We start from the raw sequence: 22275 nt of genomic DNA on the forward strand, positions 1-22275 counted from the left end.
CAGCGCGTCGGAGGATTATCATGATGACAACCCGCTGCGCGTCCGCATGTGGCCAGGCCGATTTCGGTTGGTTGCAGGCGCGCTACAGCTTCTCATTTGGCCACTATTTCGATCCAAAATTAATGGGCTACGCGTCACTGCGCGTGCTCAACCAGGAAATTCTGGCACCGGGCGCGGCGTTCCAGCCGCGCAGCTATCCGCAGGTCGATGTGCTGAATCTGGTGCTGCAAGGTGAAGCCGAGTATCGCGACAGCGAAGGCAATCATCTGGTGGCGCGTGAAGGCGAGGCGATGCTGCTCTCTGCGCGTCAGGGCGTGAATTATAGCGAAATCAACATCAGCAAAGATCGCCCGTTAACCCGCATGCAGCTGTGGCTGGCCGCCTGCCCGGAGCGTGAAAATCCGCTGTTGCAGAAGCGCGATTTGCCGCAGCAAACCAGCGTGCTGATCGCCTCGCCCGATGGCGCGCAGGGCAGCTTGCAACTGCGTCAGCAGGTTTGGGTGCATCAGGTGACGTTAGCGCCGGGCGAGCAGTACACGGTGAAATTGCACGGGCCGCGCGCTTATCTGCAATCGATCCATGGTTCTTTGGATGTGCAGGCCAGCAGCGCCAATCAGCAGCCGCTGAGCTGCGGCGACGGCGCGTTCCTCAGCGATGAGAACCAGATTAGCCTGCAGGCCAGAACGCCGCTGCGCGCGCTGGTGATTGACCTTCCCGCCTAACCCTCACCCACAAAAAAGGGCGACCGAAGTCGCCCTGATACGTTGCGTTAACGCTTACTTGAGAATGGTGAAGGCCGTTGTCACGTGCTTCACGCCGCTCACACGGCTGGCAACATCGGCCGCCGCTTTCGCTTCTTCTGCAGTGACCAGACCCAACAGGAACACTTCTCCGTTTTCGGTGGTCACTTTGACGTTCGAGGATTTCACCTGATCGCTGCCTAACAGCTGCGAGCGGATTTTGGTGGTGATCCAGGTATCGGATGATGAGGTGCCGAGGCTGACTTTCTGTCCGCTACGAATTTCGTTATACACCTCGGTGGCACCGTCAACGCCCATGGCGATCTGTTTGGCACGACTTGCCAGATCTGGGGTTGGCGACTGGCCGGTCAGCAGCACTTTGCCCTGATAGGCGGTGACAACCACGCGCGCCTGGTTTTTGATTTGTTCATCTTTGGCCAGTGCGTTCGATACGCGCAGCTCCAGCGTGCCGTCATCGACCTGCGTGCCCACGGTGCGCGGGTCAGTGGCGGTTTTGGTGGCGACGGCAGCGCCGCCTGCAACCACGGCAACACAGCCTTGCAGCAGCATGGCGGTTAAGAGAATGGCGACAGCGTTCAATGCTTTCATTTGAGCTCCTTCAGTCATTCCTGGTGTGGGAATAAAGTGTTATCAATCAAATCGCACAGGCAGTTCAGCGTCAACATATGCATTTCCTGAATGCGTGCACTGCGATGTGATGGAATGCGAATTTCCACATCATGCGGACCGAGCAGGCCCGCCAGCTCACCGCCGTCGTGGCCGGTTAACGCAACGATGGTCATATCGCGGGTAACCGCAGCTTCAACCGCTTTGACGATATCGCGGGTGTTGCCACGGGTGGAAATGGCCAGCAGCACATCACCAGCCTGACCAAGCGCTCGAACCTGCTTGGCGTAAATTTCATCGTGCAGACGATCGTTACCAATCGCCGTCAGCATCACATTATCTGCGCTCAGCGCCAGCGCAGGCAGGCTAGGGCGCTCCGTCTCGAAACGGTTAATCATGCTGGCGGCAAAATGCTGGGCATTCGCCGACGACGCACCGTTACCGCAGCTAAGGATTTTGTTACCGTTCAGCAGCGACTGCACCAGCGTCATCGCGGCGCGGGAAATCGCATCGGGCAGCGCTTCGGCAGCAGCGATTTGGGTCTGAATACTCTCGGTAAAACACGCTTTAATTCTGTCCTGCACAAGACCACCTGGTTCTATCCATCGGCATTAAAGGCATCGGGCAGCCACTCCAGCTCACGCCCGGTAATGGCAATGATGTCAAAACGGCAATTCACCGTATCAAAACTGCCGCCACGCGCCAGCAACCAGAGTGCGGCGGCACGCAGCAGCTTTTGTTGTTTCTGGCGCGTTACGCTGGCGGCGGCACCGCCGTAGCGCGCATCGCGTCGATAGCGCACTTCAACAAATACCCAGCAATCGGCGTCGCGCATTATCAGGTCAATTTCCCCGCTGCGACAGCGTACATTGCTGGCGAACCACTGCAGCCCGGCGCGCTCCAGATAGCGGCGCGCCAGTTGTTCCTGCTCAGCGCCAATGCGCTGGCGGTTTACTGCACCGGAACGATCTGTCCCTGACGATACTGGTTCCATGCCAACTTCCTGTTGATCACGCAATCCGTGTCGGCGTTCAGCTTGCCGGTGTTGCCATCAATGGCAAAGCCTGGCACCTGACGCATCTGGTTAAAGTGATTCGCCAGCGTCCAGGCATCAATGCCCATCGCGTAGAGGCGAACCAGCGAATAATCGTTGTTAAACGACTTCGCCGCCTGCTGCATCAGGCCCGGATTACTGCCGGACAACAGCGGGATATCGCTGAACTGCAGGCCATCCATCTCCAGACGGAAGTCAGGACCTGCGCCCGCCTGCGCACTGCGCGAACTGGCGTACAGCGCGGTGTTGTTGCGGCTGCTGGTACGCATCGCAATCATCGGCTTGATCAGCTGCAGCTCATCCTGGCTAGCGACAATGTACACCGCATCCACGTTACCGCTGCTGGCATCGGCCGCTGGTGCCGGTGCGCTGGTTTGTGGCGCAGGAATCGTAAGGCCCGCAATCGCCACGCTCTGCGATTGCGCAGGCTCAACGTTCAGCGGCGTGCCGCTTAACGCGATACCGGCACCGCTGTTGATGCCTTGCTTCAGTTCGCCAACGCCGCCAAAACGCTGCTGCAGTACGGTTGAACCACCCAGCGTTTGCCACTCTTGCGCGAACGCTTTGCTAATACGGTCGCCATAGCTGCTGCGCGGCACCAGCAACAACGGCTGGCGTTTGCCTTGTTCGTAGATATGGTGCGCGGCATCGCGCGCTTCGTCTTCAGGAGAAAGCGCAAAGTAACAAATATTCGGATGGTTCTGGATCTGTTCGGGTTCGTTCAGCGCCAGCACGTTCAGCGGAGTGTTGCTATTAACGACGGTTTCAACGTCATTTTTTAGGAGCGGGCCGACCACCAGCGTAGCGCCATCTTGCTGAGCCTGCTGCATCACCTGCGCAATCGGCTGGCTGCTGGTGTCATACACTTTTACCTGCGCATTGCTGTTGCCCTGTGCTGCGGCCGGTTGTGCGGCTGGCTGTGGCTGCTCGGTTTGCGGTGGTGTGTTACCGGCAACGGCGGGGCTGACAACGCTATTGGCATCGGCTGCAGCAGGCGCTGACGCGGCTTGCGGGGCCGGCGCGTTGAGCACGCCATTGCGCGCATCGTTGAAACCTTTTTGAATCGCGTTAGCAAACACCTGCGCCTGGCCGTTAAGCGGCAGCAGCAGCGCGATGGTGCTGGTCGATGCTTTAGTGAAGTTCTGCACCTGGCTGAGCTGCGTTGGCAGCGTCTTCGCGCTTGGGTTCTGCGGATAACGCGTCTGCCAGTCCTGAATCGCCGCTTTCAACATTTGTGGATCCTGGCTGTTTGCACGCCAGGTATTCAGCAGATCCAACCAGCCTTGCAGCGTATTTTCGTTAGCATTGATCACCAGACTGTTGATCTGATCCTGCGTCATCTGCGTCAGCGCTTGCCAGGTTGCATCGATATTGCTTTGGTGATCGGCGCCTTTCAGCAGCGGCTCCTGCGCAATATAGGCACGCAGCAGTGGGAGTGAAGGGCGATTCTGCGCCGCTGCGATTTGCAACGCGTAGTAGCGCACCTGCTGATCCTGCGACAGGTCACCGACTTTCACCTGACCAAGCTGTTGTTGTGCACCGCTGTAATTCTGCTGACCAATCTGCATCTGCGCGCGCAGCAGCAGCAGTTCTTGCTGTTGCACATCGCTTAACTGCTGCGGCAGCTGATTAAGCTGATTCGCTGCCTGCGGATACTTTCCTTCCTTCAACAGGGCACGGATGGCAAGTAATTGCCAGTCGGTCTTGCTATCATCGCTGCTTTGCTGCACCTGTTGCAGATAATAGTCAGATCGGCCAGTCGCAGGACCCTGAATATTGACGTTAGAGGTTTGTTGCGGTCCCTGACCACTACAGGCGGCTAAAATCAGCCCAGCGAGAAGAACAGGTACTAAGCGTCCTGCTTTATGACGTACGACTTTTGAAGGAAGCATACTGTATCCAGTGATGTTTTTTTCAAGATGCTCAATATTAAATCGGCAATTCGGATGAAACAATGAAACAACTCGATCGGGCAGAGATTTCTGCCAGCACGCTCTATATCGTTCCTACCCCGATCGGTAACCTGGGTGATATCACTCAACGAGCGTTGACGGTGCTCTCAAGCGTCGATCTAGTCGCAGCGGAAGATACACGTCATACCGGGCTGTTGCTACAACATTTCGCCATCAATGCGCGACTCTTCGCACTTCACGACCACAACGAACAGCAGAAAGCTGAGGTGCTGCTAGCCAAGCTGCAAGAGGGCCAGAGCATCGCACTGGTCTCCGATGCCGGCACGCCGTTAATCAACGATCCCGGCTACCATTTGGTGCGTCGCTGCCGGGAAGCAGGCGTGCGCGTGGTGCCGTTGCCAGGCGCTTGCGCGGCGATTACAGCATTAAGCGCGGCGGGGTTACCGTCCGATCGTTTCTGTTACGAAGGGTTTCTACCAGCCAAAAGCAAAGGACGTTGCGATGTGCTGCGTGCGCTGGGTGAAGAGCCGCGTACGCTGATTTTCTATGAATCGACTCATCGCCTGATCGATAGCCTGCAAGACATGGTCAGCGTGTGGGGCGGCGAGCGCTATGTGGTGCTGGCGCGTGAGATCACCAAAACGTGGGAATCTATTCAAGGTGCGCCAGTCGGCGAACTGCTGGCGTGGGTACTGGAAGATGAAAACCGTCGCAAAGGCGAAATGGTGCTGATCGTTGAAGGCCATAAAGCCGATGAAGAAGCGTTGCCAGCGGAGGCGCTGCGTACGTTGGCATTGCTGCAAAAAGAGCTGCCATTGAAGAAAGCCGCTGCGCTGACGGCGGAAATTCATGGTGTGAAGAAGAACGCGCTTTATAAGTACGCGCTGGAGCAGCAAGAGGCGTGACAAACGCTGACAGATCGCCTATTATCCCGCGCCGAAGCTGACTAGACAGTCGCCGCTTTGTCGTCGTCCTCTTTCGGGGGGAGACGGGCAAAGGGGAGGAAAGTCCGGGCTCCATAGGGCAGGGTGCCAGGTAACGCCTGGGGGGCGCAAGCCTACGACCAGTGCAACAGAGAGCAAACCGCCGATGGCCCAGTAATGGGATCAGGTAAGGGTGAAAGGGTGCGGTAAGAGCGCACCGCGCGGCTGGCAACAGTTCGTGGCACGGTAAACTCCACCCGGAGCAAGGCCAAATAGGGGTTCACAAGGTACGGCCCGTACTGAACCCGGGTAGGCTGCTTGAGCCAGTGAGCGATTGCTGGCCTAGATGAATGACTGTCCACGACAGAACCCGGCTTATCGGTCAGTTTCGACTTTTTTAAACACAAAACCCGCTTCGGCGGGTTTTGTGTTTTCTGGGGCCAGGTGCGCGCTGGCCCTCATCCTAACCTTCTCCCGCAGGCGGGAGAAGGGACCGATCGAGCGATCTTTCAAACCGCAGCGGCTTATTCCCTCTCCTGTGGGAGAGGGCTAGGGTGAGGGCATCAGTCCAATAACATTAATTAAACGCCTCCACGTAAAGAAATGAAAATCCCTGAAAAACATTATTGCCGCTATGCCAGAATAAGCGCGTGTTTAACTACTGAGGACAAATTTAATCCACACTGACGAGAAGCAACAACGTGGATAAGTTGTAATTTTATGGACAAAATGTTCGCGCTAAATAAGGCTTTACTCTCTTCCTCTCTCTTCGAATCAAACTGCTCAATCTGCGATCAGCACTGGCGCTTCGCGCTTTAGTTCAGTTCTCTCCTATTCTGACTTTTTAATTTAACTTTGCTAACACGCCTATTTTCGCGTGGGTGGCGTTTATTTCTCGTTCAGGAGAGAAATCATGCTGTATTGGATTTTATTAGCGCTGGCGATCGCCGCGGAAATTATTGGCACCGTCTCAATGAAATGGGCCAGCGTAAACGGTGGCAACGCCGGTTATATTTTTATGCTGGTGATGATCGCACTTTCTTATATTTGTTTATCCTTCGCCATTAAACGTATTGCCCTTGGCGTGGCGTATGCCATGTGGGAAGGCATTGGCATTCTGTTTATTACGCTGTTTAGCGTGCTGTTGTTCGATGAAGCCTTATCCGCCATCAAAGTAGCCGGCCTGCTGACGCTGATCCTCGGCATTGTCCTGATCAAATCCGGCACGCTGAGCCGCAAGGAGCTGCGCCATGGCAACGTTTAACTGGCTGCATATCGCATGGCTGGCGCTGGCCATTGGCCTGGAGATCGTCGCCAATATCTTCCTGAAATACTCCAACGGTTTCCGCCGTCCACTGTTTGGCGTGTTATCGCTGGTGGCGGTGCTGGCGGCGTTCAGCGCGCTGGCGCAGGCGGTGAAAGGCATTGATTTAACGGTAGCCTACGCATTGTGGGGTGGGCTGGGATTGGTTGCCACCGTGGCGGCGGGCTGGATTCTGTTTGGTCAGCGGTTGAGTCGGGTTGGCTGGCTGGGTGTGGGATTGTTGTTGCTCGGTATGGTGCTGATTAAGTTCGCCTAAGGTTCCCTCCCCACTTGGGAGAGGGTAAGAGCATCAATCCCGGCCGTGTGGCTCATCCCAGTCAAAGGCTGGGCCCAGCGAGATCACGCCGCTTGGGTTGATGGTTTTGTGGCTGCAATAGTAGTGATGGCGGATGTGCGGCAAATTGACCGTGTCGGCGATGCCCGGCATTTGATAGATGTCGCGCAGGAAGCCGCTCAGATTGCGGTAATCACTGATGCGGTGACGATCGCACTTAAAGTGGGTGACGTACACCGGATCGAAGCGCACCAGCGTGGTCCACAAGCGCAAATCCGCTTCGGTCAGTTGGTCGCCTGTGAGATAACGGTGTTGGCCGAGAATCTGTTCGAGACGCGCTAACGAATGGAACAGCGCCGTTACCGATTCATCGTACGCCGCCTGCGAAGTGGCAAAACCGCTTTTATATACGCCATTGTTGACCGTGTCGTACACCCAGCTGTTCACTTCATCAATTTTGTCGCGCAGCGCCGCCGGATAATAGTCACCCGCACGGGCACCTTGCGCATCGAACGCGCTGTTAAGCATGCGCATGATGTCGGCGGATTCATTGCTGACGATGGTTTGCTGGGTTTTATCCCACAGCACCGGCACGGTCACGCGGCCGGAGTAGTGTGCATCGGCGTGCAGATAGATCTGATAAAGAAACTCTTTTTGATACAGCGCGTCGCCGGTGGCGTCAGGGAAACTGGCGTCAAAGGTCCAGCCGTTCTCCAGCATCAGCGGATGCACCACCGAAACTGAAATCATCTCTTCTAATCCCTTGAGCTTAAGCATCAACAGTGTGCGATGCGCCCACGGGCAGGCAAGCGAGACGTAAAGATGATAGCGGCCACGCTCAGCGGCGAAGCCCGCTTTGCCGGTTGGACCGGCGCTGCCATCGGCGGTAACCCAGTTGCGCCAGACGGCTTCTGTGCGTTTGAAGCGGCCACCGGTTGACTTCGTATCGTACCAGGTGTCGTGCCAGACACCATCAATCAGCTGTCCCATAAGCCCTCCATAATAAAAAGGGGCGAGGAAAATCCCCGCCCCTGATATTCAGTATATGTGTTCTCTACCGCTTGTGCTGCTTAGCGTGCGGCCGCTGGCTGAACGCGCTGACGAATCAGACGGTCAATGCTGTAAGCGCCTGGCCCTACCAGACCCAACACCAGGAAGCCACCGGCGATGGAGAGGTTTTTCATGAACATCAGCTGGTTAACACCTTCCGCGAAGTTGCTGTGGAACAGGAACGCGGTCAGCAGAGTAAAGCCAGCGGTGAACAGGGCGGTAAAGCGCGTCAGGAAACCGAACAGAATCGCCAGGCCGCCACCGAACTCCAGCAGAATAACCAGCGGCAGCAGGAAGCCTGGGACGCCCATCGCCTGCATGTATTGTGCGGTACCGGCGTAGCCAGTGATTTTGCCCCAGCCTGCGGTGATAAACAGAATGGTCATTAATACGCGTGCTACCAGCAGGCCTGAGTCTTCGAATTTTTTCATCATCTACTCCAACAAGGTTTTTGTTGCAGGTTGTTGGCCTGCGGGTTTTGAATCCCCTTGAACCGGTTGTTTCAGTTCAGTGGGCTGATGGAGGGAGATGATAATCGCAGGTTGAAAGAGTTGTAAGCGAGATAAACTGTCAATGTTATTCAGTAAATTTGAGGAGGGCGAAACCGAATCGACTAGATCCGGTTTTAGAGAGAGGAATTAGCGAGTATTCAGGGTTGATTTGATCATGCGCCAGGTGCTCCAGACGCCGAAACCACGTTTGGCCCAGCGCAGCAGGCGATTGGGGCTGCGAATCGACCAGATGGCCAATGCACTGCTGCCAATCGCCAGATAACGACGCATGCCAATGATGGTTAACCAGCCGCGATCGTATTGCGCGGTGCTGATCAGCCAGTCGCGGCTGTCGGCGCTGAGATCAAGCCGCTGCTGCTGCACCTGATTGAGCAATTCGTGAATGCGTGCTTCACGTTCGCGGCGGCTCATGAGCGATGCTCCTCCAGCAGTTTGCGATCGGTGTCCAGTTCTTTACGCGTATGGCGCAACAACGTTGACTGGCGCGATTTGTACAATGTCCACAAACCAAAGATCAGCGCCAGAGCAAATAGCACCGCTGTGGTAATGGCAATCGCCATTAGGCGATATTGTGCATCCACCGCCCAGATGATCAATACCATCAGGCTCATCAGACCGAAAGCGGTAAACAGCATGGTAAGGCCCACCATCATCAGCATCTGAATCAGGTTAGCCTTTTCCTCTTCCAGTTCCACAATCGCCAGTCGGACGCGCGTCTCAACCATGCTAACCAGCGTGGTAACGACCCGTTGACCGATGTTAAAGACCCCTTTGCCGGGGCCGTGGCTTTGCTGACTATCACTCATCATTAACGCCGTGAAATTAAAATGCCGATGAGAATACCTACCGCTGCACCAATACCTACGCCGTGCCACGGATTATCGCGTACGTATTCGTCGGCTTTTTCCGCCGCTTCACGCGTGGTTTGTGCAATGCGTTCGCCGGAATCGCCGAGACGTTCACGGGAGCTTTCAATAGCGCCGCGCGCTTTATGACGCAACTTATCCAGCTCGCCTTTGGATTTATCTGCTGAGCTGCTCAGCACTTCTTCCAGAGTATCAGCCAGATTTTTCAATTCAGCGCGCAGATGTTCAGATGTTGTTTCTTTAGCCATGGAAATCTCCTTTTACAGCATTTAGTTAAGTCCGATTAATAAGGTTCAGCTTCAAGCTTTTTCAGTTCGTTCTGCGCCTCTTCCAGCTTACGTTCGCGCTTCTCAATTTTGTCCTTGTCGCCATCCTGACGCTCTTCTTTCAGCTCACGCTCACGTTCGGCGATTTTGTGCTTCTGATCAGCAATACGTTCACTGTGTGCGGATTTCAGCTTCTCATCGGTGCAGCCTGCGCGGACTTCGGTCAATGCGCGCTCCAGCCCGGTAACGCGGCGCTGGTTGTCGTGCTGTTTCGCCATATCGATCTCGCGCTGAATGTCCTGCTCTTTTTGTTGGCAGAGCGATTCAGCCGCCAGCAGCGAACCCGAGAGTGAAAAAAGAATAGCACCTAGCAGTAATTGATGTTTCATCAGGTTGTGACCTTCCATTGTTGATGACCTGTCTGAGAGTAGACAAGAGAGGCTTCCCAGCATGTCTTAGGCTTACGCTATCTCTAAGGATAGACAGCAGACGAAAAAATTCAAAGAAGACGCGGGGATAGCGGGGGATTAGCTCACCGCCTGACTTGACGTCAGGCGGTGAAATTTAGCTAAAAGTTGGGCGACTGGCGTCAGGATATTGCTGCGAGGCCTGCGGGCCAGCGGCAACAACAAAGCCTTGTGGCAACAGGCGCTTCAACACTTTCTGCGCCGCCAGGCTCTGTTCTTCATTCTCAAAATGAATCACCAGCGCATCGCCTGAAGGCGTAATACTTTTGATACGCACGCCCTGCGCGGAAAGTTGCTGATAGAGATAAAAACCATCGGGCAGATTGGTGCCGCTGTTGGCGACACGAATCTGCACCACGGTTTCATGCTGCATCAGGGTCGGAACGAAACAGATCGCCAGCAGCGCCAACGCGCCACCCAGCGCCCAAGGCAGGAAACGCCTTGGGAATCCACGGAATTTGATCATGACTGTGAATTCCCGTTACGCGTCGACTGACGTTTGCGCCAAATCACCACTAAAGAACCGATCAAACCAATTACCAGCAGCACCAGTGGCAGCAGCATCAGGCACAACATCAGCTCATCTTCGTAACGACGGAAAATCGGCGTTTTGCCCAGCGCGAAGCCCAGCACGGTAAGAATCAGCACCCACAGGAAGCCGCTGACCCAGTTGAAGAACTGAAAGCGCGCATTGCTCAGGCCAGAAAGCCCAGCGATGGTCGGGAGCAAGGTGCGGACGAAGGCAATAAAGCGACCCACCAGCAATGCTGACAAGCCATGGCGATGGAACAGTCGGTGGGCGCGTTGATGATATTGCGCAGGCAGGTGCGATAACCATTTTTGCACGGTAGGCGTATTACCGAGCCAGCGACCCTGAATGTAGCTTACCCAGCAGCCAAGGCTGGCTCCGGTGGTCAGAATCAGCAGTGTCAGCGGGAAACCCATGGTGCCTTTAGCAATCAGTACACCCACCAGAATCAGTAAACTATCGCCGGGCAAAAACGCGGCGGGCAGCAGTCCATTTTCCAGAAACAGAATCATGAACAGCACGCCATAAATGGCCCAAACCAGCGTCGGGTCGGAGAGCATTTCGTAATCCTGCTGCCATAAGGCATGCAGCAATGCTTGCAAAATATCCATCAATCATTCCTGAACATCATTGTTAAACGTGCCCGTGAGGGGCTTAGGCGCAGACTGGCGTTGGTTATACATTTTAGATAAGCAGCCTGAGCAGGAGTTTCCGGATCCTTCCAGAATTGATTGTTAAATCAGCGACTTTATAAAAGCCCTGTCGCAAAGGGTAATAAAAGGGCGATAACTGTAACAAAAATAACGTTATCCAGACAGGGGAAAGTGCCTGCCGCACAGGAGTTTTACCTTTAGACGCAGGTGGTCCAAAGGAGCTTTACATGAGCTGACACTATTGCAGACTAACTGACTTTTTCGGCAACAAAACGGCTGAAAAATAAGCAGGATCAGCGTGGATTTTCGCTACCTTCAGGCAGGATGACCGGATTTTCAGCAAACATGTAACGGTCGACGTTAAACTCAAAATCGTCGGTGGTGGCGTTGAACAGCATCTGCTTAGTGTTTTCCAGATGTTGCCACATTGCTAGCTTACTGGCGGCGGGATCCTTGCGGATTAGAGCTTTGAGGATCTGGTCGTGATCGTCACACCAGCTAGTGATATTTTTGGCATCAATGTGTTCGTGGAGCTTTAGCCAGTAAGGATTGTGCAGACGATGTAGCCACATCTTCTCGACAATCGCCGCTAAAGCGCTGTTCTGCGTTGATTGCGCGATGCGCACGTGAAACTCCATATCCCACGCAGAATCGCGCGAATGATCTTCCTGACGCGCTTTCTCCTGAATCGCCATTAATGCCACGATGTCCTGACGCGTTACCTGCGTGGCGGCAAATTCAGCCACGTTGCTTTCAATCAGCTGGCGCGCCTGTAATAACTCGAAGGGGCCGAAATTGGCAAACTCCAGCTGGCTGGACGTCACCACACGGTTCTGCTGCTGGCTGCTGATGACGTGAATGCCGGAACCTTTGCGCACCTCCACGTAACCTTCCACTTCCAGCATGATGATCGCTTCACGCACCACGGTACGGCTCACCTGCATCTCCTCCGCAATCAGACGTTCAGCAGGCAGCTTGTCGCCAACCCGGTAATCGGCGGCTTCAATGCGGCGTTTGAGTTCGCTGGCGAGCTGTTGATAGAGGCGTCGTGATTCGGTCAGGTCCATTGCGCGGTCCGCTGTGGGAGAAAGTTGAGTTGTTATACCACTTCAGCCGCACAGAGGAAATGGGCTGGCCGATGCCAGCCCGATGAGCTTAGGTGCGTACCGCAGCGGACTGCACCGCTGACCGATCGTCGAGTTCAGAAACCGGCTGGTTTTTCAGGACCGTCCAGATAACCACCGCGCCTAACAGATCAAACACCGCCAGCGCCGCGAACAGCGGGCTGAAGCCCAGCGTATCGGCCAGCGCTCCGACCACCAAAGCAAACATGGTGCTCGCCGTCCAGGCCGCCATGCCGGTTAAGCCGTTAGCGGTAGCCACTTCGTTACGGCCAAACACATCCGAAGAGAGTGTGATCAGCGCGCCAGAAAGCGCCTGATGGGCAAACCCGCCGACGCACAGCAGCCCAATCGCGACATACGGACTGGTGAACAAACCGATGGTGCCTGGCGCAATCATCAACACCGCGCCCATGGTGACCACCAGTTTGCGCGAGACGATAAGATTGACGCCAAACCAGCGCTGGAACAGCGGCGGCAAGTAGCCACCGACAATACAGCCGAGATCGGCGAACAGCATCGGCATCCAGGCAAACATGGCGATCTCTTTCAGGTTGAAGCCGTATACCTTGAACATAAACAGCGGAATCCACGCGTTGAAGGTTCCCCACGCCGGTTCGGCGAGGAAACGCGGCAGCGCAATGCCCCAGAACTGACGATTGCGCAGGATCTGGCGCGCCGACATCTTCTTGTTATTACCGGTTTGATGCTGCAGTTCCTGGCCGGCAATGATGTAGTGACGCTCCTCATCACTCAGCTTGGTTTGCTGTTTGGGATGTTTGTAAAACACCAGCCAGCAGATGGCCCACACCATGCTCAGCACGCCGGTAATAATGAACGCCATTTGCCAGCTGTGCGCCACGATCGCCCACACCACCAGCGGCGGCGCCAGCATCGCACCAATCGACGATCCCACATTGAAATAGCCCACCGCCACCGAACGCTCTTTGGCGGGGAACCACTCGCTACTGGCTTTCAGGCCGGCCGGAATCATCGCTGCTTCGGCGGCGCCAACCGCACCGCGCGCCAGCGCAAAGCCGCCCCAGCTGCCCGCCATCGCGGTCGCGGCACAGAAGATCGCCCACAGCACGGCAAACACCGCATAACCGATTTTGGTGCCGAGCATGTCCAGCACATAACCGGCCACCGGCTGCATGATGGTGTAGCACGCCGAGTAGGCGGCGACGATGTAGGAATATTGTTGCGTGGTGATACCCAACTGCGTTTCCAGCGTGGGCGCCGCAACGGCAATGGTATTGCGCGTCAGGTAGCCGAGCACCGTGCCCAGCGTCACCAGCCCAATCATGTACCAGCGTAGCCCTTTGATCTTACGCATTATTAACCTCGTCCAGTCTGTCGTTGCGGTTTTACCGCTGTAGTTATCTGGAGCGGGAAGATGTGAACAGCGCTGCTCACTCCCGCAGTTCCTTGCCTGTGCCATTAATCCCGTTAGCAACGGAGCGAGAGGTTAACTTGTTATACAGCTTCAAAAGTTGAATGCCATCACATAAACCTTGCGGCGCGTGTGTGATAGGACGAAAGATCGTTAAAACAGCCATTTAACGCAATATCCACAACAGAATCGTCCATATACCCACAGTGAAACTGTCATTATTGTGAGTCGGATCGCAAACAATTTTGCCGTTCGCCTAAATTGGTATGATAACTTTTAGTTAAAAGCCATCTGGCTACAAAATGAGGAAGCAGGTATGTCGCGTTTTATGAGTGAGGATTTTCTACTCGACACCGAGTTCGCCCGTCGTCTGTACCATGACTACGCCAAAGACCAGCCGATTTTCGACTATCACTGTCACTTGCCGCCGCAGCAGATTGCCGATAATTACCGCTTCACCAACCTATATGACATCTGGCTGAAAGGCGATCACTACAAATGGCGTGCGATGCGCGCTAACGGCGTGCCGGAAGCGTTGTGTACCGGCGATGCCAGCGACCGTGAGAAATTTAATGCCTGGGCGCGCACCGTGCCGCATACCATCGGCAATCCGCTCTATCACTGGACGCATCTCGAATTACGTCGACCTTTTGGCATTACCGATGTGCTGTTGAACGAACAGAGCGCGGAACGTATCTGGCAGCAGTGCAATGAACTGCTGGCGCAGGACGCCTTCAGCGCGCGCGGCATCATGCAGCAGATGAAGGTGAAAATGGTCGGCACCACCGACGATCCGCTCGACGACTTGCAGCATCACCGTAAGCTGGCGCAGGACAGCAGCTTTGACGTCAAAGTGCTGCCGAGCTGGCGTCCGGACAAGGCCTTCAACATTGAGCTGGAGAGCTTCCTGCCATGGATTCAGCGCTTAGAGCAGGTGGCGGATGTCAGCGTGCTGCGCTTTGACGATCTGCGTCGCGCCTTAAGCCAGCGACTCGATCACTTCGCTGCGCATGGCTGCAAAATCTCTGATCACGCGTTGGATGTGGTGCTGTTTGCGGAAGCGGATGATGCCACGCTCGACGGCATTCTGGCGCGTCGACTGCAAGGCGCAGCGCCTTCCGCCGAAGAGACGGCTCAATTCAAAACCGCCGTGCTGGTGTGGCTCGGCAGCGAATATGCGCGCCGTGGCTGGGCGCAGCAATATCATATTGGTGCGCTGCGCAACGCCAATCGTCGCCAGTTTGATATCCTCGGCCCGGATGTTGGCTTCGATTCGATTAATGATGCGCCGCTGGCGATTCCGCTGGCGCGCCTGTTGGATGCGCAGAACCGCAACAACGCGCTGCCAAAAACCATCCTTTACTGCCTCAACCCGCGCGACAACGAAGCACTGGCGACCATGGCGGGCAATTTCCAGGGTGAAGGCGAACCTGGCAAAATGCAGTTTGGTTCGGCGTGGTGGTTTAACGATCAGCTGGATGGCATGCAGCGCCAGATGACGCAACTGGCGCAAATCGGCCTGCTGAGCCGCTTTGTCGGCATGCTGACCGACAGCCGCAGCTTCCTCTCCTACACGCGCCACGAATATTTCCGTCGTCTGTTGAGCCAGATGATCGGCAACTGGGTTGAGCGGGGCGAAGCGCCTGCCGACGAAGCGTTGTTAGGGCAGATGGTACAGAACATCAGTTTCAACAATGCGCGCGATTACTTCGGCATTGAGCTGGGAGCCTGATGATGCAGCGACTCAACCGTCACGACTTTCCCGGCGCGCACTATAGCGAACGGGTTATCCAGTTTGGTGAAGGCAATTTCCTGCGCGCCTTCATCGACTGGCAGCTCGACTGGCTCAATCAGCATCAAGACACTGATGCGGGCGTGGTGGTGGTGCGGCCACGCAATCGCGTGGTGGAAGAGACACTCAATCAGCAAGATGGCTTGTACACCACGCTGATTCGCGGGCTAAACACGGCGGGCGAGCAGGTGAGTGAACACCGCCTGATCCGCAGCGTGAATCGTGAAATCCAGCCGTATCAACAGGTTGACGAATTTCTCGCGCTGGCACGCGCGCCACAAATGCGTTTTGTCTTCTCCAATACCACGGAAGCGGGCATTGCCTTCGCAGAGCAGGATCGGCTGGACGATACGCCCGCCTCGTCCTTCCCCGGCAAGCTGACGCAGCTGCTGTGGGCGCGCTTCAACCATTTTGCCGGCGCCAGTGATAAAGGCTGGCTGGTGGTGCCCTGTGAACTGATCGATTACAACGGCGACACGCTGCGTGAGCTGGTGCTGCGCTATAGCCAGCATTGGCAGCTGCCGCCGGCGTTTGCCCGCTGGGTACAGGATCACTGCGCGTTCTACAACACGCTGGTGGATCGTATTGTCACCGGTTATCCGGCGGATAGCGCGGCGATCGAAGCTTCACTGGGCTACGAAGATCGTTATCTGGTGGCGGGCGAAGTCTATTACCAGTTTGTGATTCAGGGGCCGGACGCACTGGCGCAGGAGCTGCAGCTGCACGCGCTGGCGCCGGAAGTGAAGCTGGTGGACGACATCACGCCGTACAAAGCGCAAAAGGTAGCGATCCTCAACGGCGCACACACCGCGCTGGTGCCGGTGGCGTTTCAGGCCGGGCTGGAGAGCGTGGGAGAAGCGATGGATGACGCGCAGATGGCCGGTTTTGTCGATGCGCTGCTGCGCGACGAGGTGATCCCCACGCTGGATCTGCCGCGCGATGAGCTGCACGCCTTTGCCGACGCGGTGCAGCGTCGCTTCCGCAATCCCTTTATTCGCCATGCGTTGCTCTCCATCGCCCTCAACGGCATGACCAAATTCCGCACCCGTTTGCTGCCGCAATTATTCCTATCGCAGCAGCAAAACGGGCAATGGCCGGTGCGCCTGACCTTCGCTTTTGCCGCACTGCTGGCTTTTTATCGCGGTGCAGAGGGTGAACGTCACTGGCCGCTGCAGGACGACGAACACTGGCTGCAGCGTTATGCCGAACTGTGGCCAGCGGTACACAACGATAAACAGACTCCGGAACAGTTGGTGCGCGCGGTACTCAGCGATGCCAATCACTGGGGCGAAGATCTCACGCAGCGGCCTGGATTAGTCGCTGCGGTCAGCCAGCACCTGCAAAACATCATCGTCCACGGGATGCGGACGGCGTTGACACAACTGAGATAACGCTATGCAAGATGCCATTAGAATACATTCACGCGACAACGTTGCTGTGGCGTTGCGCGATTTACCAGCCAATACCCAGGTCGAAATCAATCAACAGACGATCACCTTGCAGCAGGAGGTTGGGCGCGGCCATAAATTTGCGCTGCAGCCTTTAATCACTGACGCGCTGGTGATCAAATACGGTTTGCCCATCGCGCACGCCACTCAGCCGATTGCGGCCGGCGAGATCATCCACTCCAGCAATGCGCGCACCAATTTGAGCGACGTGGATGAGTACGACTATCAACCCGATTTTCTCGAATTGCCGCCGCAAGCAGGCGACCGTGACGTGCAGATCTATCGCCGCGCCAGCGGTGAAGTGGGCATCCGTAATGAGTTATGGATTCTGCCCACCGTCGGCTGTGTTAACGGCATCGCACGGCAAATCCTGACGCGCTTTATGAAAGAGACCAATGACGCTGAAGGCATTGATGGCGTGCATCTGTTCAGCCATCCGTTTGGCTGTTCGCAGCTTGGACAGGATCATGAAAACACCCGCACCATGCTGCAAAATATGGTGCGCCATCCCAATGCCGGCGCGGTGCTGGTGATTGGCCTCGGCTGCGAGAACAATCAGGTCGATGTGTTCCGTGAAACGCTTGGTGGTTTCGATAGCGATCGCGTGCAGTTCATGGAGTGTCAGAAGCAGGATGATGAAGTGGAAGCGGGGCTGGAACGCCTGCACGAACTCTATCGCGCCATGCGCGAAGATCAGCGTCAACCTGGCAAACTTAGCGAGCTGAAGTTTGGTCTGGAGTGCGGCGGTTCGGATGGTTTTTCCGGCATCACCGCCAATCCCATGCTGGGCTGTTTCTCCGACCAGATGATTGCCAACGGCGGCACCACCGTGCTGACCGAAGTGCCAGAGATGTTTGGCGCAGAACGTATTCTGATGAGTCGCTGCCGCGATGAAGCCACCTTTGAAAAAACTGTGGCGATGATTAACGACTTCAAGCGCTACTTTATCGATCACCAGCAGCCGATCTACGAGAATCCCTCACCCGGTAACAAAGCCGGCGGCATCACTACGCTGGAAGAGAAGTCGCTTGGCTGCACGCAGAAGGCCGGACAAAGCCAGGTGGTGGATGTGCTGAAGTACGGTGAGCGCTTGCATACGCCGGGACTCAATCTGTTAAGTGCGCCTGGCAACGATGCGGTCGCTACTAGCGCGCTGGCGGGTGCGGGCTGTCATATGGTGCTGTTCACCACCGGACGCGGCACGCCGTATGGCGGTTTTGTGCCGACGGTGAAAATCGCCACCAATACGCAGCTCGCCGAGAAGAAGCCGCACTGGATCGATTTTAATGCCGGACGTTTGATTGAAGGGATGAGTATGGCGGAGATGCTGGAGGACTTCGTCGATATGATTGTGGCGATTGCCAATGGCCAACCGGCGCGCAATGAAACCAATGATTTCCGCGAATTAGCCATCTTTAAAAGCGGAGTGACCTTGTAAAACCAGGTCGCCATGAATGGCGACCCTACAAAATCTCGCTAATTATCCGTAGGGTCGCCATTAATGGCGACCCATTCAACAACCACACCTTATTCCGATTCTGAAACCGTACGACGCGGCTCGCGCTCGGCTTCAGCCTGGCATACGGCGGCGGTAAACAGAATATCCGTCGAGGAGTTCAACGCGGTCTCGGCGGAATCCTGCAGCACGCCAATAATGAAGCCCACCGCCACGACCTGCATCGCCAAATCATTCGGAATACCAAACATATTGCAGGCTACCGGGATCAGCAGCAGCGAACCGCCCGCCACGCCGGATGCGCCACAGGCACACAGCGACGCCACCAGACTCAACAGAATCGCGGTTGGCACATCCACCGAAATACCCAGCGTATGCACTGCAGCCAACGTCAACACAGTGATGGTGATCGAAGCACCGGCCATGCTGATGGTGGCGCCCAGCGGGATCGATACGGAGTAAGTGTCTTCATCCAGATTGAGACGCTTCGCCAGCGCCATATTCACCGGGATATTGGCTGCGGAACTGCGGGTGAAGAATGCGGTAACGCCACTCTCACGCATGCAGGTAAACACCAGCGGATAAGGGTTGCGGCGAATTTTCTGGAACACCAGCATTGGGTTGATCACCAGCGCCATAATCAGCATGCAGCCGAGCAGCAGCGCCAGCAGATTGGCGTATTCCCACAGCGCATCAAAACCGGTTGAGGCAAGAATGGAAGCGACAAGGCCAAAAATTCCCAGCGGCGCACAGCGGATCACGCAGCGCACCACCCAGGTCGCGGCATTTGACGCGTCATTAAGAAACGCTTTGCTGCTTGGGCTGGCATGACGAAACGCCAGGCCCAATCCCAGCGCCCACACCAGAATGCCGATGTAATTGGCGTTCATCAGCGCTTCAATCGGATTCGACACCATGCTCATCAGCAAACCGTGCAGCACTTCGGCAATGCCCGACGGCGGCGTAATTTGCGTGGCACCGACGTTCATCGACAGCGTCTGAGGGAACAGATGGCTGAAGATCACTGCCACAACCGCAGCAAAGAACGTGCTGAGCAGATACAGCATGATAATCGGGCGGATATTGGTTTTCTGTCCCTGCTGATGGTTAGCGATCGAAGAAATCACCAGCACCAAAACCAGCAGCGGCGCGACGGCTTTCAGCGCACGCACGAACAGCTCGCCCAGCAAGCCAACGGCCAGTGCGGCATCGCGTGAGAACCACGCCAGCGCCACGCCCGCCACCAGGCCGATCATGATTTGTTTTACCAGGCTTCCTGCGAACAGCGCGCCCAGACGTCCAATAAAGTTGTTTTGCATATCACAGTCTTTTTATATTTGCGGTCATGAGTATTGTGCGCGGTTCAACCACCCACAACGGTTTGCCCGGCGGAGTATAAGGAAAAGAGCTTATGAGGAAAGAGAAAATTCTGTGCATGCGCGGCAGATCGGTTTTTTGATCTGCTGATGATGGGAAGTGTGACAGATATATAAAAGGTTAAGGTTGCCACTGGCAAAACAAAGCAGGGGCGATTAGCGCCCCTGCAGAAGATTATGGTGAGATCTTCTTCTGGTCGTTTCTGTGGTTCACCCAGGCGTTGATCAGCAGCGTACCGCCGAGAATCACGCCCACCACCGTCAGCGAGATGCCGACGGGAATGTGATAGAACTCAACGATCAGCATCTTGATACCGATAAACACCAGCACAATCGCCAGGCCATATTTCAGCATCGAGAAGCGCTCCGCCACGTTAGCCAGCAGGAAGTACATGGCGCGCAGGCCGAGAATCGCGAACAGGTTTGAAGTCAGCACAATGAACGGATCGGTGGTCACCGCGAAGATGGCGGGAATGCTGTCCACGGCGAAAATCACATCGCTCAGTTCAACCATGATCAACACCAGCAGCAGCGGCGTAGCAAACAGCACGCCGTTTTTACGGGTGAAGAACTTCTCGCCGTCAAGGCTATCGGTCATGCGCAGATGCTTGCGCAGCCAGCGCACCACCGGCTTGTCGCCAACCGTGCTGTCATCTTCCTCTTTCGCCAGCGCCATTTTCAGGCCGGTGAACAGCAGGAAGGCGCCGAATACGTAAAGAATCCAACTGAACTGGGTAACCAAATAGCTGCCAGCGAAGATCATGATGGTACGCAGCACAATCGCGCCCAACACGCCATAAATCAGCACGCGGCGCTGCAGGTTGGCTGGGACGGCGAAGTAGCTAAACAGCATCAGCCAGACAAAAACGTTATCCACCGCCAGCGCTTTTTCTAAAACATAGCCGGTGAGGAAAGCGAGAGTTTGCGCGGTAGCGACTTCGCGCCCGGCGGTGCCGTCGAGATACCACCAGAAGGCAGCGCTGAACAGCAGTGAAACGGAGACCCAAATCAGCGACCAGACCGCTGCTTGTTTGAATGACATGGTTTGTGCGCCGCGTCGGCCCTGTAACAGCAGGTCGATCGCCAGCATTATGAGCACCACGACAGCAAAGCTGCCCCAAAGTAACGGTGTGCCAACTGAGTGCATAGTCGTATCCTTTTCCAGAAATAAAAAAGCGGCTGAAGTCAGAAGACGTCAGCCGCTTTGATCGTGCTGCAAGCAAACCTCGCCTTCCGGCAAGGTCTCACTTACAACTCAGAATAGGTTCCGGGTTGCCTGACGACCGGATGCGTTTCGCATATTGCGTTGCGCATCGTAATGACGATCAATCAGCTTACAAGTTACTCCCCTTTGCAGCGCTAAACATACGGAGTTCGATAATCGCTTTCAAGAGGGCGCCAGAAATGTTTTGCAATATTTACACTTCAGCCTGATCTGCCGGGAATACCACGCCGGTCTGGCGGCGAATTTCCGTGAGCAGTTGCGCCGTAATGCGCGAGGTTTCTAAGCCCGCATGCTCAACTTCACCGGCTTCCACCAATTTGGCGAAGGTTTCGGCTTCATACAGCATGGTGTTGATGTGCTGCGGCTGCGTCAGGTTTTGGCTCTCGCCGCCGCGCGGGATAAAGCGCAGTTGCTGGCATTCGGAGATCTTTTCAATTATCAGCGATCCCGCTTCGCCCTGAATCTCACTCGGGATCAGTGAATCGCTGACTTTTGAGTGCAACAGCGTGACATCAAAATCGCCGTAGCCCAGCACCACCACGCCATGCGCATCAACGCCACTTTCCAGTAGCGAAGCTTGCGCTTTGACCTGCTGCGGCGCGCCCCACAAGTTGACAGCGGCGGCGAGGCAGTAAAAGCCGATATCCATGATGGAGCCGTTCGACCAGCGAGGATTAAAGGTATTTGGATTCTCGCCATCCAGATAGCGCTGATAACGCGAGGAGTACTGGCAATAGTTGATCAGGGCTTTACGTAGTTTGCCCAATTGCGGCAGCGTTTTTTGCAGCTGCAGGAACGTCGGCAGGCTGGCGGTTTTAAAGGCTTCGAACAGCACCACCTGATGCTGGCGCGCGCAGGCAATCATCGCCTCGGCTTCACGCAGGTTAGACGCCATCGGCTTTTCGCAAATCACATGCTTGCCGTGCGACATAAACAGTATCGCCTGCTCACTGTGCAGCGCATTCGGACTGGCGATATATACCGCATCGATCTCACTGCTGGCGGCAAGTGCGTCCAGTGAGGTGAAGGTCAGCTTGCAAGGATAATCCACCACAAAAGCGTCGGCCTGCTGCTGATTACGCGAATAGACGCCGCTCAGCTTCATCTTGCCGGTTTCATGCGCGGCGTCGATAAACTGGCGGGTAATCCAGTTGGTTCCCACGATGGCGAAACGAATCACGTGCTGCTCTCCTGCTAAAGTAAAACGGCAGAGTAACATGTTCATCTGAGCGCCAGGCAGGCGAAATTTGATCCTGAGATCCGCAT

Annotated in this window: 24 protein-coding genes and 1 other RNA gene; 8 read left to right on the forward strand and 17 right to left on the reverse strand. The window is 55.7% G+C overall.

What is annotated here, in order from left to right:
• Positions 1–20 precede the first annotated feature (20 nt).
• On the forward strand, positions 21–722 hold the full coding sequence (locus tag RTM06_RS00140) for a pirin family protein (protein WP_008103538.1): 702 nt from the start codon (positions 21–23) through the stop codon (positions 720–722).
• A gap of 54 nt (positions 723–776) precedes the next feature.
• On the opposite strand, the gene dolP is transcribed toward RTM06_RS00140, so the two are convergent.
• Genes dolP through RTM06_RS00160 form a run of 4 tightly spaced genes read right to left on the reverse strand, consistent with a single transcriptional unit; the run spans position 777 to position 4313 of the window.
• Complete coding sequence (gene dolP, locus RTM06_RS00145) at positions 777–1349, reverse strand: division/outer membrane stress-associated lipid-binding lipoprotein (protein ID WP_008103536.1); 573 nt, start codon at positions 1347–1349, stop codon at positions 777–779.
• Positions 1350–1363: 14 nt separating this feature from the next.
• Positions 1364–1951, reverse strand: coding sequence for a DnaA initiator-associating protein DiaA (gene diaA / locus RTM06_RS00150; protein ID WP_007890352.1), 588 nt, complete (start codon positions 1949–1951; stop codon positions 1364–1366).
• A gap of 14 nt (positions 1952–1965) precedes the next feature.
• Complete coding sequence (locus tag RTM06_RS00155; RefSeq protein WP_008103534.1) at positions 1966–2361, reverse strand: YraN family protein; 396 nt, start codon at positions 2359–2361, stop codon at positions 1966–1968.
• The gene (locus RTM06_RS00160; RefSeq protein WP_312179041.1) at positions 2319–4313 is read right to left on the reverse strand and encodes a penicillin-binding protein activator; all 1995 of its coding nucleotides are present in this window, start codon (positions 4311–4313) and stop codon (positions 2319–2321) included. The genes RTM06_RS00155 and RTM06_RS00160 overlap by 43 nt, the downstream gene beginning before the upstream one ends.
• A gap of 62 nt (positions 4314–4375) precedes the next feature.
• Between RTM06_RS00160 and rsmI the strand changes: the two genes are divergently transcribed.
• The 4 genes from rsmI (at position 4376) to mdtI (ending at position 6837) form a co-directional block, all read left to right on the forward strand.
• Entirely contained in the window at positions 4376–5239 is an 864-nt protein-coding gene (gene rsmI / locus RTM06_RS00165) for a 16S rRNA (cytidine(1402)-2'-O)-methyltransferase (RefSeq protein WP_154154988.1), read from the forward strand.
• 33 nt (positions 5240–5272) lie between these two features.
• Positions 5273–5651, forward strand: an RNA gene (gene rnpB / locus RTM06_RS00170) — RNase P RNA component class A.
• 519 nt (positions 5652–6170) lie between these two features.
• Positions 6171–6521: a multidrug/spermidine efflux SMR transporter subunit MdtJ gene (mdtJ, locus tag RTM06_RS00175; RefSeq protein ID WP_101762902.1), complete on the forward strand. Its 351-nt coding sequence runs from the start codon at positions 6171–6173 to the stop codon at positions 6519–6521.
• Positions 6508–6837 (forward strand): multidrug/spermidine efflux SMR transporter subunit MdtI, encoded by a 330-nt coding sequence (gene mdtI, locus RTM06_RS00180; RefSeq protein ID WP_061720161.1) that lies wholly within the window; start codon positions 6508–6510, stop codon positions 6835–6837. The genes mdtJ and mdtI overlap by 14 nt, the downstream gene beginning before the upstream one ends.
• Positions 6838–6870: 33 nt before the next feature.
• Here the strand turns inward: mdtI and RTM06_RS00185 are convergent, their stop codons facing one another.
• From RTM06_RS00185 to RTM06_RS00230, 10 genes are all read right to left on the reverse strand, one after another.
• Entirely contained in the window at positions 6871–7845 is a 975-nt protein-coding gene (locus RTM06_RS00185; RefSeq protein ID WP_312179045.1) for a glutathione S-transferase family protein, read from the reverse strand.
• A gap of 80 nt (positions 7846–7925) precedes the next feature.
• Positions 7926–8336 (reverse strand): DoxX family protein, encoded by a 411-nt coding sequence (locus tag RTM06_RS00190; RefSeq protein ID WP_064738422.1) that lies wholly within the window; start codon positions 8334–8336, stop codon positions 7926–7928.
• 207 nt (positions 8337–8543) lie between these two features.
• On the reverse strand, positions 8544–8828 hold the full coding sequence (locus RTM06_RS00195) for a YqjK-like family protein (RefSeq protein WP_256697554.1): 285 nt from the start codon (positions 8826–8828) through the stop codon (positions 8544–8546).
• Complete coding sequence (locus RTM06_RS00200; RefSeq protein ID WP_192236531.1) at positions 8825–9223, reverse strand: phage holin family protein; 399 nt, start codon at positions 9221–9223, stop codon at positions 8825–8827. The genes RTM06_RS00195 and RTM06_RS00200 overlap by 4 nt, the downstream gene beginning before the upstream one ends.
• Before the next feature lie 2 nt (positions 9224–9225).
• Positions 9226–9531 (reverse strand): YqjD family protein, encoded by a 306-nt coding sequence (locus RTM06_RS00205; protein WP_007890363.1) that lies wholly within the window; start codon positions 9529–9531, stop codon positions 9226–9228.
• 35 nt (positions 9532–9566) lie between these two features.
• Complete coding sequence (locus RTM06_RS00210; RefSeq protein WP_312179049.1) at positions 9567–9938, reverse strand: DUF1090 domain-containing protein; 372 nt, start codon at positions 9936–9938, stop codon at positions 9567–9569.
• Between the two features lie 175 nt (positions 9939–10113).
• Positions 10114–10482 (reverse strand): EnvZ/OmpR regulon moderator MzrA, encoded by a 369-nt coding sequence (gene mzrA, locus RTM06_RS00215; protein ID WP_256697553.1) that lies wholly within the window; start codon positions 10480–10482, stop codon positions 10114–10116.
• Positions 10479–11156, reverse strand: coding sequence for a DedA family protein (locus tag RTM06_RS00220; protein ID WP_265298750.1), 678 nt, complete (start codon positions 11154–11156; stop codon positions 10479–10481). The genes mzrA and RTM06_RS00220 overlap by 4 nt, the downstream gene beginning before the upstream one ends.
• A gap of 335 nt (positions 11157–11491) precedes the next feature.
• The gene (gene exuR, locus RTM06_RS00225) at positions 11492–12265 is read right to left on the reverse strand and encodes a transcriptional regulator ExuR (protein WP_008103503.1); all 774 of its coding nucleotides are present in this window, start codon (positions 12263–12265) and stop codon (positions 11492–11494) included.
• Positions 12266–12353: 88 nt separating this feature from the next.
• Positions 12354–13655 carry an MFS transporter gene (locus tag RTM06_RS00230; RefSeq protein ID WP_256697551.1) on the reverse strand — a complete coding sequence of 434 codons (1302 nt, stop codon included), beginning with the start codon at positions 13653–13655 and terminating at the stop codon, positions 12354–12356.
• A 373-nt stretch (positions 13656–14028) separates the two neighbouring features.
• Here RTM06_RS00230 and uxaC point away from each other — a divergent pair, with 373 nt between their 5' ends.
• Genes uxaC through RTM06_RS00245 form a run of 3 tightly spaced genes read left to right on the forward strand, consistent with a single transcriptional unit; the run spans position 14029 to position 18390 of the window.
• Entirely contained in the window at positions 14029–15444 is a 1416-nt protein-coding gene (gene uxaC, locus RTM06_RS00235; protein ID WP_312179053.1) for a glucuronate isomerase, read from the forward strand.
• Between the two features lie 2 nt (positions 15445–15446).
• On the forward strand, positions 15447–16895 hold the full coding sequence (locus RTM06_RS00240; protein WP_312179267.1) for a tagaturonate reductase: 1449 nt from the start codon (positions 15447–15449) through the stop codon (positions 16893–16895).
• A gap of 4 nt (positions 16896–16899) precedes the next feature.
• Positions 16900–18390, forward strand: a complete 1491-nt coding sequence (locus tag RTM06_RS00245) for an altronate dehydratase family protein (protein WP_312179055.1) — start codon at positions 16900–16902, stop codon at positions 18388–18390.
• 89 nt (positions 18391–18479) lie between these two features.
• Here the strand turns inward: RTM06_RS00245 and sstT are convergent, their stop codons facing one another.
• The 3 genes from sstT to RTM06_RS00260 all read right to left on the reverse strand — a co-directional run bounded on the left by sstT (position 18480) and on the right by RTM06_RS00260 (position 22189).
• Positions 18480–19727: a serine/threonine transporter SstT gene (sstT, locus tag RTM06_RS00250; protein ID WP_256697548.1), complete on the reverse strand. Its 1248-nt coding sequence runs from the start codon at positions 19725–19727 to the stop codon at positions 18480–18482.
• A gap of 232 nt (positions 19728–19959) precedes the next feature.
• Positions 19960–20931 carry a TerC family protein gene (locus RTM06_RS00255; RefSeq protein WP_008103489.1) on the reverse strand — a complete coding sequence of 324 codons (972 nt, stop codon included), beginning with the start codon at positions 20929–20931 and terminating at the stop codon, positions 19960–19962.
• A 271-nt stretch (positions 20932–21202) separates the two neighbouring features.
• Positions 21203–22189, reverse strand: a complete 987-nt coding sequence (locus RTM06_RS00260; protein ID WP_312179269.1) for a Gfo/Idh/MocA family oxidoreductase — start codon at positions 22187–22189, stop codon at positions 21203–21205.
• Positions 22190–22275 lie beyond the last annotated feature (86 nt).

This window comes from Pantoea sp. CTOTU46764, assembly GCF_031974595.1.
In the GTDB taxonomy this organism is placed as follows: domain Bacteria; phylum Pseudomonadota; class Gammaproteobacteria; order Enterobacterales; family Enterobacteriaceae; genus Pantoea; species Pantoea trifolii.